This is a genomic window from Bradyrhizobium sp. 139 (assembly GCF_023074175.1).
Taxonomy (GTDB): domain Bacteria; phylum Pseudomonadota; class Alphaproteobacteria; order Rhizobiales; family Xanthobacteraceae; genus Bradyrhizobium.
This window is the reverse complement of the sequence record NZ_JADPKS010000045.1, coordinates 103343-119150: the sequence shown is the minus strand read 5'-3', so window position 1 is coordinate 119150 and position 15808 is coordinate 103343. Positions and strand designations below refer to the sequence as shown.

Annotated in this window: 13 protein-coding genes; 6 read left to right on the top strand and 7 right to left on the bottom strand. The window is 64.0% G+C overall.

Annotated features, from left to right (window positions below):
* Nucleotides 1-114 precede the first annotated feature (114 nt).
* Nucleotides 115-2094, bottom strand: coding sequence for an adenylate/guanylate cyclase domain-containing protein (locus IVA80_RS11600; RefSeq protein WP_247429375.1), 1980 nt, complete (start codon nt 2092-2094; stop codon nt 115-117).
* A gap of 113 nt (nt 2095-2207) precedes the next feature.
* Entirely contained in the window at nt 2208-2819 is a 612-nt protein-coding gene (locus IVA80_RS11595; RefSeq protein WP_247429373.1) for a TetR/AcrR family transcriptional regulator, read from the bottom strand.
* A gap of 144 nt (nt 2820-2963) precedes the next feature.
* On the opposite strand from IVA80_RS11595, the gene IVA80_RS11590 reads away from it, so the two are divergent.
* The 6 genes from IVA80_RS11590 (at nt 2964) to IVA80_RS11565 (ending at nt 11103) form a co-directional block, all read left to right on the top strand.
* Nucleotides 2964-4196 carry a cytochrome P450 gene (locus IVA80_RS11590; RefSeq protein WP_247429370.1) on the top strand — a complete coding sequence of 411 codons (1233 nt, stop codon included), beginning with the start codon at nt 2964-2966 and terminating at the stop codon, nt 4194-4196.
* Between the two features lie 156 nt (nt 4197-4352).
* A complete protein-coding gene (locus IVA80_RS11585; RefSeq protein WP_247429367.1) occupies nt 4353-7982 on the top strand; it encodes an AsmA-like C-terminal region-containing protein in 3630 nt (1209 codons plus the stop codon).
* Between the two features lie 318 nt (nt 7983-8300).
* Nucleotides 8301-9419, top strand: a complete 1119-nt coding sequence (locus tag IVA80_RS11580) for a DUF2336 domain-containing protein (RefSeq protein ID WP_247429364.1) — start codon at nt 8301-8303, stop codon at nt 9417-9419.
* A gap of 34 nt (nt 9420-9453) precedes the next feature.
* Complete coding sequence (locus IVA80_RS11575) at nt 9454-9687, top strand: hypothetical protein (RefSeq protein ID WP_247429361.1); 234 nt, start codon at nt 9454-9456, stop codon at nt 9685-9687.
* A 282-nt stretch (nt 9688-9969) separates the two neighbouring features.
* Complete coding sequence (locus IVA80_RS11570; protein WP_247429359.1) at nt 9970-10344, top strand: response regulator; 375 nt, start codon at nt 9970-9972, stop codon at nt 10342-10344.
* Between the two features lie 273 nt (nt 10345-10617).
* Nucleotides 10618-11103 carry a DUF417 family protein gene (locus IVA80_RS11565; RefSeq protein WP_247429356.1) on the top strand — a complete coding sequence of 162 codons (486 nt, stop codon included), beginning with the start codon at nt 10618-10620 and terminating at the stop codon, nt 11101-11103.
* Nucleotides 11104-11326: 223 nt separating this feature from the next.
* Here the strand turns inward: IVA80_RS11565 and IVA80_RS11560 are convergent, their stop codons facing one another.
* The 5 genes from IVA80_RS11560 to fumC all read right to left on the bottom strand — a co-directional run bounded on the left by IVA80_RS11560 (nt 11327) and on the right by fumC (nt 15781).
* A complete protein-coding gene (locus IVA80_RS11560; protein ID WP_247429351.1) occupies nt 11327-13198 on the bottom strand; it encodes a ferrous iron transporter B in 1872 nt (623 codons plus the stop codon).
* Nucleotides 13199-13232: 34 nt separating this feature from the next.
* Complete coding sequence (locus IVA80_RS11555) at nt 13233-13508, bottom strand: FeoA family protein (protein WP_247429348.1); 276 nt, start codon at nt 13506-13508, stop codon at nt 13233-13235.
* 115 nt (nt 13509-13623) lie between these two features.
* Nucleotides 13624-13875: a ribbon-helix-helix domain-containing protein gene (locus tag IVA80_RS11550; RefSeq protein ID WP_247429345.1), complete on the bottom strand. Its 252-nt coding sequence runs from the start codon at nt 13873-13875 to the stop codon at nt 13624-13626.
* Complete coding sequence (locus IVA80_RS11545; protein ID WP_247429342.1) at nt 13872-14060, bottom strand: DUF4169 family protein; 189 nt, start codon at nt 14058-14060, stop codon at nt 13872-13874. The genes IVA80_RS11550 and IVA80_RS11545 overlap by 4 nt, the downstream gene beginning before the upstream one ends.
* A 278-nt stretch (nt 14061-14338) precedes the next feature.
* Nucleotides 14339-15781: a class II fumarate hydratase gene (gene fumC / locus IVA80_RS11540; protein ID WP_247429339.1), complete on the bottom strand. Its 1443-nt coding sequence runs from the start codon at nt 15779-15781 to the stop codon at nt 14339-14341.
* Nucleotides 15782-15808 lie beyond the last annotated feature (27 nt).

The following is a 15808-nucleotide window of genomic DNA, read 5'->3' as shown; positions in this document are numbered from 1 at the left end:
CAATGGCTCCCCTGCGCAGCCAACCGCGCTGCCACGAGGCTCCCCACTGCCAGCATCGTTGCGGCGCAAAGGTTCTTATTCGCGCAATGAAGTTTCAGTTATCTACTTGTCGCCTCATTGTTCGCGAACGCCAGCTTTTCTCAGTCCCTCGACGATATCGTCGAACTCACGACGATACTGCGGATTGCTCGAACGTGCGTAGCCTATTTGCTGGAACCACTGGACGGTGAAGTCCGGCTGTATTGCATTCAATTCGGCTAACGTTTGGTGGGCCATTTCCAATTGGCCAGTGGCTCCATAAACTGAAACCAGATCCGCATACGGCAACCAGTTTAATTTGTTCAGATTGATCGAGCGCCTGCATTCCTCAACGCCTTCGTTATATTGGTGCACATGCACGTGAGCATGACAGAGGAAGAAGTGCCAAGTGCTAGCCGCCGGATCTTTCGGGCTTAGACGCAAAGCGATCTGAACTGGGGAGAACGCTTCGCGCGCGCGTCCCGCAGTGACAAGTGTTATTCCCTTTGTTGCGTACGCGACCGGTGAATTAGGGTCGATGTCCAGAGCGGCGTCGAATTCAGGCAACGCCCGCTCGGGATTTCCGTATTGCAAAATGGTTCCCTTGATTATGTGCGCGTCTGCACTCGCCGGACGTTTTGCAAGAACCTGATCAACCAGGTTGGTGGCGATCTTTTTATCTTCCATCACGGATGTTGACCATCCGTTCTGCGCGCTGCTGGCTATGCACCATGCTTTCCCGAGCATTGCGTCGATGTTGTCCGGATCGAGATGCAGTGCTCTGTCAAACAAGTCCCTTGCCTGCGCGTTCGTTGCCTTGGTCTGGGGCCCGTAGACCTTCGCCCGGCCGCGCATGCTGAAATCCACGGCATCTGGATTCGTTGACCGGTCCATTTGGCTGCGCCGGCTTTCGGCCTCTATGAGTTGGACGTTGAGAGAACGGGCGAGCCGCGCCGTGACCTGCTCCTGCAAGGCCGCAAGATTCGTCCGATCACCGTCAAAACGGTCCGACCAGACATCGCGGCCAGTCGACAGATCGGAAAGTGACACATTCATACGGACCTGAGCTCCGGCCCGCTGCACCGCGCCCTGTACGGCCCAGCGAATGCCAAGCTCCTTGCCGAGCGTCTTAAGATCGACCTGCTTGTTCTTGTAGGTAAAGGCCGTTCCGCGCCCGATCACAAATGCATCGGGAATTTGCGCAATGTCGGTCGTCAGGTCAGTTGTAACACCGTCAGCGAAATAGTCCTGCTCGGGATCGTTGTTGAGGTTCGCGAACGGCAGGACGACAAGAGACAGGCGGGGAGCGATATCGGGCCGAACCGCTGCTTCTTTTTGCGTCTCTTGCCCTTCCCGCAAAACGTCAGTCCGGACCGTCTTCAAGACGACGAGGCCGCCGGCCACCGCACCGACGACTGCAATTGAGGCAAGCGCGCTGCCGACAGGCGTCAATCGCGCCCGGATACGACCCTTGAAATGACGAGGCGTTGAATGCGCGCCTTGGCTTGCGCGTTCAGTCTGGGTGGCCGGGCCAGGTCCATCCCTGACCACGGTATAGACCCGCACTGAGCTGTCGATATTCTTGAGGTTCTGCTCGCCCAGATTGGCGAACTCAACGCCGACTTTGCCCTGGACTTGATCGTAGGCGGAAGCCGAGATGCAGATGCCGCCCGGTTCTGCGATACCTTCCAGCCGCGCCGCAATGTTAACGCCGTCGCCGAAGATGTCGTGCGGCTCGACGATGACGTCGCCAATATTGATACCCACACGGAAAGCAATGCGCCTATCTTCAGCATCTCCGATTGTCAGTCCATCAACGCGGGTCTGGAACCGTATGGCAGCTCGAACCGCTTCGACTGCGCTTGGAAACTCTGCCAACAACCCGTCGCCGGTATTCTTTACGATGCGACCGCCGTGTTCGGCAATCGCGGGGTGGACAGCCTCCAGCAGGAGAGCGGTCAGTTTGGCATGCGTGGCCTCTTCGTCTTGGTGCATGAGCCGCGAATAGCCAGCCACATCGGCGACCAATATCGCCGACAACCTGCGCTCGATCCGGTCTGGCCGCTCTTGCATCATGCCTGCGATCCAACCTAGACGCGATCTTGTACAACAGATCACCGGGGATGCCCATACGAGCTACTGTCGCAATTGGGTCGAAAGGCGAATGCCGGAGCTGCCTGCTTAAGCCGTCACTCGGACGCCAGTCCCGTCCTGCGTCTCAAATCCGTGATCGCGCGCAAAAAACTGTCCGCCGGCGTCGTCTCCGGATCGATCAGGCGGTGCAGGCGAAAGCCGTCTTCCAGCGCCAGCACGACGGAGGCCATCCATGGCGGGTTCAGGGTGTCGTTCTTGCCGTTGCTCTTCAGCGTGGCCTCGACGATGTCGGCGACCAGCTTGCGCCGCGCACGCAGGCGTTTTGCAAGCTCCGGGCGGCGCTTCTCGGCGCGGGCGACGAAGAGGATCATCTCCATGTGCAGGAGGGGCGAGCGGCCGAGCGGATCCTGCCTGGTGCGGTCCATCGACTTCAACGCGGCGATGAAATCGTCGAGATTGTCGTGCTGGGCGAGGATGTCGAGGTTGCGCCGGATCGACTGCTCGACATGGTCTTCGAGCATGGCGATGATCAATTCGTCCTTGCTCTTGAAGTTCGAATAGAACGCGCCGCGGGTAAACCCCGCCGCAGCCGCGATCGCCTCGATGCTGGCGCCGCCGATGCCGTCCGCCTCGAACACGCGCGCGGCGGCCTCGAACAGCTTGTCGCGCGTATCGTCCCTGGTCGGCCTGGTTCTCACCCTTGACATCGGCGCAGGTTAGGGCAGAATGCAACTCGATACAATAATGTATCGAGTTGATAATTGACTCGAACGATCTTGGGGATGGTTACGCCGGGCAGTGGGGCTGCGATCGGCGTATGCGTGTCATGCGGCAACCGATTTGAGGTCACCATGAACGAGCAAGTGCAAGGCGCGGGCGGCGATCCGCTGTTCAATCCGCTGTCGCCGGACTTCATCCGAAATCCCTATCCGCACTATGACCGGCTGCGCACGATCGATCCGATCCATGTGACGCCGTTCGGCCAGTTCGTCGCCAGCCGCCATGCCGACGTCAGTCTCGTGCTGCGCGACAGGCGCTTCGGCAAGGATTTTGTCGAGCGCTCCAAGCGCCGCTATAGCCCTGCCATCATGGACGAGCCGGTGTTCCGCAGCATGAGCCACTGGATGTTGCAGTCCGATCCGCCGGACCACACCCGCCTGCGCGGCCTCGTCGTAAAAGCCTTCACCGCGCGCCGGGTCGAGGACATGCGGCCGCGCATCCAGGAGATCGTCGATCAGACCATCGATGCCGTGATCGACCGCGGCCACATGGACCTGATCGAGGATTTTGCCTTCCGCCTGCCTGTCACCGTCATCTGCGACATGCTCGGCATCCCCGAGGATCATCGCGAGGTCTTCTACAACAGCTCACGCGACGGCGGGCGGCTGCTCGACCCCGTGCCGCTCTCGCCGGAGGAGATCGCCAAGGGCAACGCCGGCAACATGATGGCGCAGATGTATTTCCAGCAGCTGTTCGAATTGCGCCGCCGCAATCCAGCCGACGATCTCATCACCCAGCTGGTGCAGGCCGAGGAAGACGGCAACAAGCTCACCAATGAGGAGCTGACCGCCAACATCATCCTGCTGTTCGGCGCCGGCCACGAGACCACGGTCAATCTGATCGGCAACGGCCTGTTGGCGCTGCATCGCAATCCGGATCAGCTCGCGCTCTTGAAGACGCGGCCCGAGTTGATGGTGGGCGCGATCGAGGAATTTTTGCGCTACGATTCCTCGGTGCAGATGACCGGACGCGTGGCGCTCGAGGACATCGAGGATCTCGGTGGCAAGAGCATCCCCAAGGGCGAGACCGTCCTCTGCCTGCTCGGCTCGGCCAACCGCGATCCGGCGGTCTACCCTGATCGCTCTGACCGGCTCGACGTCACCCGGCCGAACGTCAAGCCGCTGTCGTTCGGCGGCGGCATCCATTTCTGCCTGGGGGCCCAATTGGCGCGCATTGAGGCCGAAATCGCCATCGCGACGCTGTTGCGGCGGCTGCCGGATCTGCGCATCGACAACCTCGAGAACCCGGAATGGCGGCCGACCTTCGTGCTGCGCGGCCTCAAGCATCTGCCGGCGAGTTGGTGAGGCGAGGGGGGCGTTAACCTCCGCGCGCAACAGTCGCTGTGACTTCGCCACACTTGCCCCTATATAAGAGGCTGTTCCGGCGCGCCTGAAGCCTCAAGGCCAAGGTTTGCAGGGTCAAGGTTTGGCCCGGGTGCCGGTTTGGCCGAGGGGAGACCCGTGCAGACGACGCTGCTCGGATTGGCGATTGCCTTCATCATTGCGCTTCTGGCGGCGCTGATCGGGCCTTACTTCATCGACTGGAACCAGTTCAGGCCCCAGTTCGAGGCGGAGGCGAGCCGGATCATCGGCGTTCCGGTGCGGGTGGCGGGCGAGCTGGATGCGCGGCTGCTGCCGGCGCCGACGCTGCGGCTGCGCTCGCTCACCTTTGGCGGCAACAACGATCTCGGCCGGCTGCGCGCCGACAAGCTCGACGTCGAGTTCAGCCTGAGTTCGCTGATGCGCGGCGAATGGCGCGCCACCGAGCTGACCGTCAACGGCATGGCGGTGGATATCGGCCTGGATGCCAGAGGACGGGTCGATCTGCCGTCCATCGCGAGCGGCACCTTCAATCTGGCCTCGCTCGCGATCGAGCGGCTGAACCTCACCGGCCGCATCGCCCTGCATGATGCCGCCAGCCGCTCGACGCTGGAATTGAACGACATCGCCTTTTCCGGCGACGTGCGCTCGCTGGCCGGCGCGGTCCGCGGCGACGGCAGTTTCACCGCCGCCGGGACGCGCTATCCGTTCCGCATCTCCTCCGGCCCGAGCGCCGACGGCAGCGCCACCCGGCTCCATCTCAACGTCGATCCCGGCGAGCGCGCCATCCTCGCCGACCTCGAAGGCGTGCTCGCCTTCGACAACCGCCTGCCGAAATTCGACGGCGCGCTGACGCTCGCCGTGCCCGCCGCCAAGAAGCCGGGCGAGGCGGGGCCGACACCCTGGAAGCTCACGACAAAGCTCAAGGCCGATCCGGCCGGCGCCAAATTCGATCAGATCGACGCGAGTTTTGGCGCCGAGGACAATGCGCTCAAGTTTGGCGGTGTCGGCGATGTCAGATTCGGCACTTCGCCGCTGCTGCGTGCGGTGCTGTCGGCGCGCCAGCTCGATGCCGACAAGCTGACGGGCAAGGACGGTGCCGAACCGCAGCGTGTCCTGCCGGCGCTGCGCGCGGGCCTTGCGGCGATCCCGCAGGCACCGATCCCGGCGCAGATCGAGTTCAACTCCGACCAGATCATGCTGGGCGGCCGTCCACTCCAGAACATCACGGCGGAGCTCCAGACCGACGGAAAGTCCTGGACCTTCCAGCGGCTCGAGCTGCGCGCACCCGGCATGACGCAGCTCTCGCTCAACGGCGCGACGCCCGGCGCCGACAGCTTCAGCGGCCGTCTCAGCGTCGAATCCTCCGACCCCGATACGCTGGTGGCTTGGCTCCAGGGCCGCAGCGAGGTCAACCGCCGCAGCACGCGGCCGCTGCGCCTTGCCGGCGACGTGACCATCGCCGCCAACCATCTCGCCATCGACAGGCTGAAGGCCGAGATCGAGGGCGGCGCGGTGGCGGGCCGCATCGCCTTCGCCCAGACCGGCGCGAGCAAGGGCTCGCGGATCGACGCCGAGCTCAAGGCCGACCGTCTCGACCTCGATGCCGCCGCAAGTTTCGTGCGCGCGCTCGCGGGACCGCAAGGGGAATGGCCGGAGGAAGCGAAGCTTGCGCTCGATGTCGGCCGGGCGATTTCGGCCGGACAGGAGCTACGGCCATTCACGGCAAAACTCGGCTACGGCCCGGCGGCGCTGTCGCTGGAGCAGTTGCGCTTCGGTCAGGCGAGCGGCGTGACCACGGAAGCGAGCGGCAGCTTCGACCGCGCCAAGGCCACCGGCAGGCTCGCCCTGAAATCCTCGGCCAATTCGCTGCGTGAGCTCACCGCGCTGCTTGAGCCGATTGCGCCTTCGGTGCGTGCACGGTTCGACGCCATCGCGTCATTACCCGGCGCGACGCGCCTGAAGCTCGACCTCAGCCTCGACAAGAACGCCGAACACGCCGATCGCAGCGACGCGCGCGCCGTGCTCGATCTCGATGCGCCGCAGCTCAAGGCCACCGCGACGCTGGCCGGGCAGACGCCGGTGGCGGCAGTCAACGGCATCGACATCGATCGCTTGCGCAACAGCGACTTCACGCTGGATTCGAAAGTCTCGACACCGCAGGCTGGCGCATTGCTGGCGCTGCTGGGCCTCGATCGCGTCGTGGCCGCAGGCGAGGGCGCTTCGCAGTTCGAAGGCCGGTTAAGCGGCGCCTGGCGTCATCAGTTGCAATTGAACGCAAAGCTGAGCGGCGGGCTGGACGCGGACGCCCAAGGCAGCGTCGAATTGTCTGCGGCTGAGCCCAAAGCCAGCGTGAACCTGCGCGTGCGCAATGCCAATCTGGCGCCGCTGTTCGGGACCAGCGCGGCCGACAAGTCGGTGCAGAGCGTCAACCTGTCCTCGCGCGTCGGCCTGTCCGGCAACCGCCTGACCTTCGACGATCTCGAAGGCAGCGCAGCCGGCTCGCATTTGCGCGGTCATCTGTCGGTGACGCTCGATCAGGAGAAGAGCGTCGATGGCGAAGTCGGCCTCGACTCGCTCGATCTCGCCCCCGCGCTTGCAATCGCGATCGGCGCCGCCGGACATGATGCCGGCGAGCCGCTGAGCGCGGGGCTTCTCGGGGGCTGGCGCGGCCGCATCGCCTTCCAGGCATTGCGCGGCAGCTTGCCTGACGGCATCGAGCTGCGCCCCGTCGGCGGCACGATCCGGAGCGACGGCCAGTCGCTCGCGTTCGACGCGGTCAAGGGTAAGGTCGGCGGCGGCGAGATGTCGGCGAGCTTCGATGCGCGCAATGGGGCCAATGGCGTTGCGCTGAACGCGCGTATCGAGCTCAGCAATGTCGATGCGGCGACGCTGCGCTACCGCGCTCTCGCATTGCCCAAGGGACGCGCCTCGGTGCAGATGGCGCTGACCAGCCAGGGCCGCAGTGTCACAGCATTGATCGGCGCGCTCGCGGGCAACGGCACGGTGACGCTGGACTCCGCTGAAATCTCAGGCCTCAATCCTCGCGCCTTCGAGATCGCCATCCGCGCCAGCGATGGCGGCCAGGTCAGTGACGACGTCAGGCTGCGGCAGCTCGTCGAACCCGCGCTGTTGGCCGGGCCGATCGCGGTCGCCTCGGCGCAGATCCCGTTCACGATCCGCGACGGGCGCCTGCGCGTCGGCGCAACACCGCTGGAAGCAAAGAACGCGCGGGCCATCGTCTCCGGCGGCTACGACATTCCCGCCGACCAGGCCGACATCCGCGCCAGCCTGACGCCGATCATGACCGGGCTCTCGGGCGCGCCGCCGGAGATCCAGTTGTTCGCGGCAGGTCCTCCCGACAAGCTCAACCGTACCGTCGATGTCGCGCCGCTCTCGTCATGGCTCGCGGTGCGCACGATCGATCGCGAGACGCGCCGGCTGGATGCGATCGAGCGCGGCGAGCCGCCGCCGGCGACCGCCGCGCTGCCGACGCTGGTCTCGCCCGATCCGGCGCCGGAGCCGTCGCTGCTGGATGTGCCGATGCCCGGCCGCGATCCACGCCGCGCCCCGCCAAGGGGCAGGGCCGAGCCCAAGGCCGCGCCGACGCCGAAAGCGCCGCAGGCGGCCCCCGCCGCGCCGAGCCCGCCGCTTGCGAGCCAGCAGATCGCGCCGCTGCCGCCGCCGATCGAGGTGAGGCCGGCCCCCGGCCCGCCGCCCGCCAAGCCCAGGCCGAAGCCGCCGCTGGTGCTGACGCCGTCGAATCCGTGAGGGCAGAGCCCGTCATGCCCGGGCTCGTCCCGGGCATCCACGTTCTTGGTGCTGCGAGTAGGATCGTGGATGGCCGGGACAAGCCCGGCCATGACGACGGGGAGGCTTTGGCGCTCTAATCGCCTGCGTTAAACGCAAGCCTTCCCCACCGGTAAACACATTCCCCCGCATTTTAACGAATTTTCGTCAGCAAAACTGAACTGCCGACTTTACCAGATTCTCGCGTTTGTTCCCTAGTTTCGGTCCCAGAGGAATTCGGCATCGCGCCAGCACAGGCGCGATGGCTCACCAAGAACTGGGAAGAACTGGGGTATCGAGATGAACGGGGCGACATCGCTTCTGCAGGATCTGGACGACGCGATCGCGCGCGGCACCGACGAGAGCCGGGCCAAGGCGTTGTGGCATGTGACCGACATCCTGATCACCGGCCGCTACAGCGACGACGAGATCAGCATGTTCGGCGAAGTCATCGGCCGGCTCGCCGACGAGATCGAGGTGGCCGCGCGTGCGCAGCTCTCCGAGCTGATGTCGGCCTGCGACCACGCTCCGCTCAACGTCATCGAAAAGCTCGCGCTCGACGACGAGATCGCGGTTGCCGGACCCGTGCTGCGCGACTCCACGCGTATCGACGAGAAGATGCTGGTCGAGAGCGCCATGACCAAGGGCCAGGCGCATCTGCTCGCGATCGCCCAGCGCGAGTCGATCGGCGAAGCCGTCACCGACGTGCTGGTCAAGCGCGGCAACCAGGAGGTCGTGACCTCCGTCGCCAGGAACGAGGGCGCGCGCTTCTCGGGCTCGGGCCTGCTGCACATGGTCCGCCGCGCGGAAGGCGACTCGATCCTCGCCGAGCAGCTCGGCCTGCGCAAGGACGTGCCGCGGCACATTTTCCAGCAGCTCATTTCCAAGGCGTCGGAAGACGTCCGCCGCCGGCTTGAGACCGAGCGGCCCGAGATGATGTCGCAGATCCAGAGCTCGGTGACCGAGGTCACCGGCGATCTCCAATCCAAGTTCGGCCCGTCCTCGCGCAGCTATTTCGTCGCCAAGCGCGTGGTGACGACGCAATACCGGCAGGGCAATCTGAACCAGGACTCGATCTCGAACTATGCGCGCCAGCACCGCTTCGACGAGGTGCAGATCGGTCTGTCGCTGTTGTCGTCGCTGCCGGTCGACGTGATCGAACGCGCGATGATGGACCGCAACCGCGAGATGATCCTGGTGCTGTGCAAGGCGCTCGATTTCTCGTGGGACACGACCATGTCGCTGCTGTTCCTCGGCGCCAAGGATCATTTGATCACGGCGCGTGAGCTCCACGACAGCGAGCGCGAGTTTGGCTGGCTCAAGATCGAGACCTCGCGCAGCGTTTTGAAATTCTATCAGTCGCGCAAGACCGCGGGTGCCGACGCGGGCCGTCAGCCCGAGCTTCACCAGGTGCACTGAGCATCATCCCGGAATTCGAAAGGGAGTATTTGCAATGTTGCCTCAATTCGGCACCGCCGTTCGCAAGACCAAAAGCCTCACCGCCGAGACGAGCGGATCGGCTCCGGACAAGGCCTCGGTCGACGCCGCCTGGCTCGTGCTGGAAGCCGCCAACGACCTCGGCGACCACGCCGCGATCGAAGCCTGCCGCCGCGTCATCGACGCCGAACTGAACGGCACGAGCGCCGGCAGTTCGGATATCGATCTGGTGCTGGGGTATTTCCGGTAAGACGAGCTGCCGCGAGCTGCGCACTTCGCCGTCAAAAGTTCAGAATTGCCCTATACGGAACTCGGAAGCAAAAAGGCCCCGCCGAAGCGGGGCCTTTTTGCTTGATCTGTCGCCATTTCGGGGTTCGCGGCGGGAACTGCGGAACTGCGAAGCATCTCCAAGCGAAGCATCGCCAAGAAAGGTGCACATTCGTGTCGTGTACTTCGCGCCGGTCGGAACCTTACGTGCCGCGACGGATGCTGGCCGGCCCCGAGCCCAAACCCAAGCCACAGCCTAAGCTCAATGCAAATGATGTTGGAACTGCCTTCGATCTTGATCGTGGAGGACGAATATCCGCTCCAGGGCGTACTTGAGAGCGCGCTCGCCGAAGCCGGGTTTGCATCCGATATCCTCTCGTCGGGGGAGGAGGCGATCACCATCTTCGTCGCCCGAGGAAAGCATCACAAGGCGCTTGTGACCGGCGTCTATCTTGGCGGCAAGCTGAATGGCTGGGAACTTGCCCGCAGGATGAGAGAGAAACATCCGGACCTTCCGGTCGTGTACATGATGGCCGGCGCCGATCTGGAATCATGGAAGTCGCAACGCGTGCCCAACAGCGTGCTTCTCGAAAAGCCGTTCCAACCCGAACGGCTGATCGCCGCGCTCCAGGAGTTTTGAAGCTCCAGAACGTCGATCTTGCGACTGATTGGCCGGGCCGGTTCGCGGCCCAGCCGTCTACGCCTTCGGCATTCCGGCATCCGCGCCGTTCGTAGCTTGAGCGGCCACCCGGACCATAGCCGCTTGACCGCGGCGCGGACACGCGCATTGCACGGACGTGTGATCTGTGGAACCTGCGGATGCGGGTAACGACGGAAGCTTCTCTTCGTACAGCCTTCAGCGAACGAATTTTCGTAGCGCTGATGGATGTGCAATCCGGGGAGACATGGTCGGATGATAGGGTTCAACATTGCTGAGAATGGCGGCGGTTCTTATCGTTCTCTCGCCATTCTCCGCTGGGTCATGGTGATCATATTCGTGTCGTTTGGAATGCAGAAGTTCACACTGCAATCCGCGCAGGGCATCGCTCAATTCATCACCAACAGTCCAGTCATCTCCTGGCTGTCGGTGTTCGGTTTGAGGGGAGAGGCATATTTTCTCGGTGTTTCTGAATTCACGATTGCGGCGTTACTCGCGGCCGGCGCGTTCAGTCCGGTTTTGTCCGCCCTCGGGTCATTCATGGGCATGGTGACCTTCGCGATCACGTGGTCGTTCTTCTTCACGACGCCGGGCGTCGTCAAATGGAGCCTTTCACCCGACCCGATGGCGTGGAATTTGACCGGCGAATTTCTGTTCAAGGACATCGTCCTGCTGTGTGTTTGTGCGGTGTTGTTTGTCGCGTCGTTGCCACAATCCGTTGTGCGGCTGCGCACCGGCTGAGTGCGAGGGCGTTTTCCAGCGAAGTGGACGCCGGTGCTTTCGCTCGAGGACAGATAGCCGCTTGGCGCTTGTCGCGATCTTGATGCCGTTGGGGTTGAGGATGCCATTATGCTCCTGTTTTGCCCGACGGGTCAAATTGATTTCGGATAATACGTAAGCTATTGCTTTCGCTGGCCCCGTCTACTGTGCATGGGGTTGTTTTCGCAGTTTTGGTTTCGGAGCGCTAGCCCGCCCCTAACGCGACCGCGACATTGTACGTCAGAAGGCTCGCGGCATACGCCAGCACCAGCATGTAGGCGAAGGTCACCGCCATCCAGGTCCAGCTTCCGGTCTCGCGCCGGATCACGGCGAGCGTGGATGCGCATTGCGGGGCGAAGATGTACCAGGCCAGCATCGACAATGCGGTCGCGAGCGACCATTTCGTCGCCAGCACCTGGCCGATCTGCTCGGCGGCTTCCTTGCCGCCTTCGATCGCATAGACGGTGCCGAGCGCCGCGACCGCGACCTCGCGCGCCGCCATGCCCGGGATCAGCGCAACCGCGATCTGCCAGTTGAAGCCGACCGGGGCGAGCAGGGGAGCGAGCGCCTTGCCGATGATCGCGGCCAGGCTGAAGTCGATCGCGGGCTCGGTGGCGCCCGCGGGCGGCTGCGGGAACGAGGCCAGGAACCAGATCAGCACCATCATCGAGAAGATCGTGGTGCCGGCGCGGTGGAGAAACATTTTCGCGCGCGTGTAGACGCCGATCGCGATCGATTTCAGCCGCGGCATCTTGTAGTCGGGCAGCTCCAGCATGAACGGCGCCGGCGCATAGTCGCGCAGCATGAAGAATTTGATCAGGAACGAGACGCCGAGCGCGCTGATGATGCCGGCCGCATAGAGGCCGAACATCACGAGGCCCTGGAGGTTGATGAAGCCCCAGACGTCCCTGGCTGGAATGAAGGCGGAGATGATCAGCGTATACACGGGAATGCGCGCCGAGCAGGTCATCAGCGGCGCGATCAGGATCGTGGTCAGCCGGTCGCGCTTGTTGTCGATCACGCGCGTCGCCATGATGCCGGGGATGGCGCAGGCAAAGCTCGACAGCAGCGGAATGAAGGCGCGGCCGTGCAGCCCGGCGCCGCCCATGATGCGGTCCATCAGGAACGCGGCGCGCGCCATATAGCCGAAATCTTCCAGCAGCAGGATGAACAGGAAGATGATGATGATCTGCGGCAGGAACACGATGACGCTGCCGACGCCTGAGATCACGCCGTTCTGAAGGAAGCTCTGGAGCAGGCCGGCGGGCAGGGCGGCGTGCACGAACTCACCGAGCGCATCGAAGCCGGAGTTCAGCAGCTCCATCAGCGGCTGCGCCCAGGCAAACACCGCCTGGAACATCACGAACAGGATCAGCGCGAGCACGATCAGGCCGCCGACAGGGTGCAGCACCACGGCATCGATCCGCGCGGTCCAGGTGTCGGGACGGCTCGGCAGGCTGACGCAGTCGGCAATGATGCGGTCGGCCTCGCGCTGGGTGGCGCGCAGTTCGGCGACGCTGAGCGCGCGCCAGCTGTTTTCCTGCGGCTCGGCGGCGAACTTGGCCGAGATCTCGTCGGTCAGCGTCAGGAGGTCGGCGGTGCCGCCCTTGCGCACCGCAATCGAGGTGACCACGGGCACGCCGAGCTCCTTGGCGAGCCGCTCGACGTCGACATTGATGCCGCGGCGGGCCGCGATGTCGAACATGTTAAGCACCAGCACCATCGGCCGGCCGGTGCGCTTGAGCTCCAGCAGCAGGCGGATGGTCAGGCGCAGATTGGTCGAGTCGGCCACGCACAGCACGAGGTCGGGCACGGTCTCGCCGGAGGCCTTGCCGAGCACGAAGTCGCGGGTGATCTCCTCGTCCGGGCTGCGGCCGCGCAGCGAATAGGTGCCGGGCAGGTCGACCACCGAGACCTGGCGACCTTGCGGAGTAACGAAGAAGCCTTCCTTGCGCTCGACGGTGACGCCCGGATAGTTCGCGACCTTCTGGCGGCTGCCGGTCAGCGCATTGAACAGCGAGGTCTTGCCGCTGTTTGGCGTGCCCACCAGGGCGAGATGCAGCAGGGGTGCTTCCATGGGATCAAAGGCCTGGAATTGGGGTCCGGTCGCGTCAGGCGACGATGATGGCCATGGCTTCGCGACGGCGCACCGCGATGGTGATGTTGTCGACCCGCACGGCGATCGGGTCGCGCCCGACCAGCCCCTCGTGCAGGACTTCGACCCGGGCCCCCTCGACAAAACCGAGCTCGATCAGCCGGCTCTCGAGCTCGATGTCCGAGAGCGCCGAGCCCGCGTCCCCGGCGGAAAGATGCTGGATGACGCCGGTATAGCCGCGCTGGGCCAGGCCCAGCGGCATCTGCGGACGCGTATCATGGATGTCGGTCATGCCCTGTATTTTCAACGCAGGGCATTGAGGTCAAGCGTGCAGGTCGACCGAAACTGCACCTTAGAGTGATTTTAAAGTGCGGACGCTGGGGCGCGTCGGAAAGACGCCCCGGCGGCTACTGGGCCGGGATCTTTTCCGGCTGGGCGGCCATGGCGCGGCTCTTGAAGTAGTCCAGGACGAACAGCCGGATCGCCGACGACAGATTGCCCTGCTGGCGACCGTTGTCGATCTCGCCGACGAGCTCGGACAGCGTCATGTTGCGCAGGCCCGAGATCTCCTTCATGCCGTTCCAGAACGCCTCTTCCAGGCTGACGCTGGTCTTGTGGCCGGCGACGACGATCGATCGTTTCACGACGGGCGACTTCATGGCTGCTCCTCGTGATCGATCCGGTGCCGGTCCAGATGCTCCTTCGCCTGGTCCGCCCGCGTCTCCTCCGCCGATCGCTCGGCTTTCGTTCGGCCGAACTTCGCCCGGTTGGAGTCCGCCTGTTTCGCCGAGGCTTCCCGCTCGGCGCGCTTCCTGAAACGATTCAGGTTGATGACGTTGCCCATGCCGCGTCTCCATCATCCGATCCTCTTCAGGCAGGATGAAACATTCAGAAACAGGGGGCCGCGTTGCGCCCCACCAGACTTGATCGCCATTCGCTGGTCCTCGTCAATCGGCCGCTCGGGCCATCAAACGATGAATTTCGCCCCGTCAAGGGCAGCGAGACCTGCGTAGCACGCCGTCTCGCCGCAACATTGACGGTAATCAAATCCTGTCCCTTAAGCCTTACATTTATGAGCCTTCGGGCTCCGTATCATTACGGATGACTATCGGAATTCGGAATTTATCCGGGCCGGGTCATTTTCTCCGGCTGCACCAGGCGGTCGAACTCGTCCGCCAAGACGAAGCCGAGTCGGAGCGCCTCCTCCTTCAGCGTGGTGCCGTTGGCATGCGCGGTCTTCGCCACCTTGGCGGCGTTGTCGTAGCCGATCTTCGGGGCGAGCGCGGTCACCAGCATCAGCGAGCGCTGCATCAGCTCCTGGATACGCTTTTCATCGGCGCGGATGCCGCTGACGCAATGCTCGGTGAAGGAGCGCGCGGCGTCCGCCATCAGCCGGATCGAGTGCAGCATGTTGTAGGCGAGCACGGGCTTGTAGACATTGAGCTCGAAATGGCCCTGGCTGCCGGCGACGGTGATCGCCGTCTGATTGCCGAACACCTGGCAGCACACCATCGTCATCGCCTCGCATTGCGTCGGGTTGACCTTGCCGGGCATGATCGAGGAGCCCGGCTCATTCTCCGGCAGGATCAGTTCGCCCAGCCCTGAGCGCGGGCCCGATCCGAGCAGGCGGATGTCGTTGGCGATCTTGAACAGGCCTGTTGCGGCGGAATTGATGGCGCCATGGACCAGCACATAGGCGTCGTTCGAGGCCAGCGCCTCGAATTTGTTGGCGGCGCTGGTGAAGGGCAGTTTGGTGATCCCGGCGACCTGCTTTGCGAACAGTTTTGCAAAGCGCGGCTTGGCGTTGAGGCCGGTGCCGACGGCGGTGCCGCCCTGTGCCAGCGGATAGAGGTCCTTCACCGCCACCTTGAGGCGCGCGATGCCGCTTTCGACCTGGGCGGCGTAACCGGAGAACTCCTGGCCGAGTGTCAGTGGCGTGGCGTCCTGGGTGTGTGTCCGCCCGATCTTCACGATCCTGGCGAACTCCTTCTCCTTCTTGCGCAGCGCGCGCAGCAATTCGCCGAGGGCAGGGACGAGATCGGCGCTGATGCGGCTTGCGGCCGCGATGTGCATCGCGGTCGGGAATGAGTCGTTCGACGATTGGCTCATATTGACGTGATCGTTGGGATGCACCGGCTTCTTGGCGCCGAGCTCGCCCCCGAGCAGCTCATTGGCGCGGTTGGCGATGACCTCGTTGAGGTTCATGTTGCTCTGCGTGCCCGAGCCGGTCTGCCACACGACAAGCGGGAAATGATCGTCCAGCTTGCCCTCGATCACCTCGCGCGCGGCGCGGATGATGGCGTTGGCCCTGCGCCGGTCGAGCAGGCCGAGCTCAAGGTTGGATTGTGCGGCGGCGAGCTTGACGATGCCGAGCGCATGCACGAGCGAGATCGGCATGCGGTCGATGCCGATGCGGAAATTCTGGCGCGAGCGTTCGGTTTGCGCCCCCCAATAGCAATCGGAGGGGACCTCGATGGGACCGAAACTGTCGGTCTCGGTGCGGGTCGCGGGGTGCGAGGAGCGGTCGGTCTTCGAGCGGGCAATCTTGGCCATGAGCACATCCATTCCGCCGCACGAAACGCCGCGCGGCCA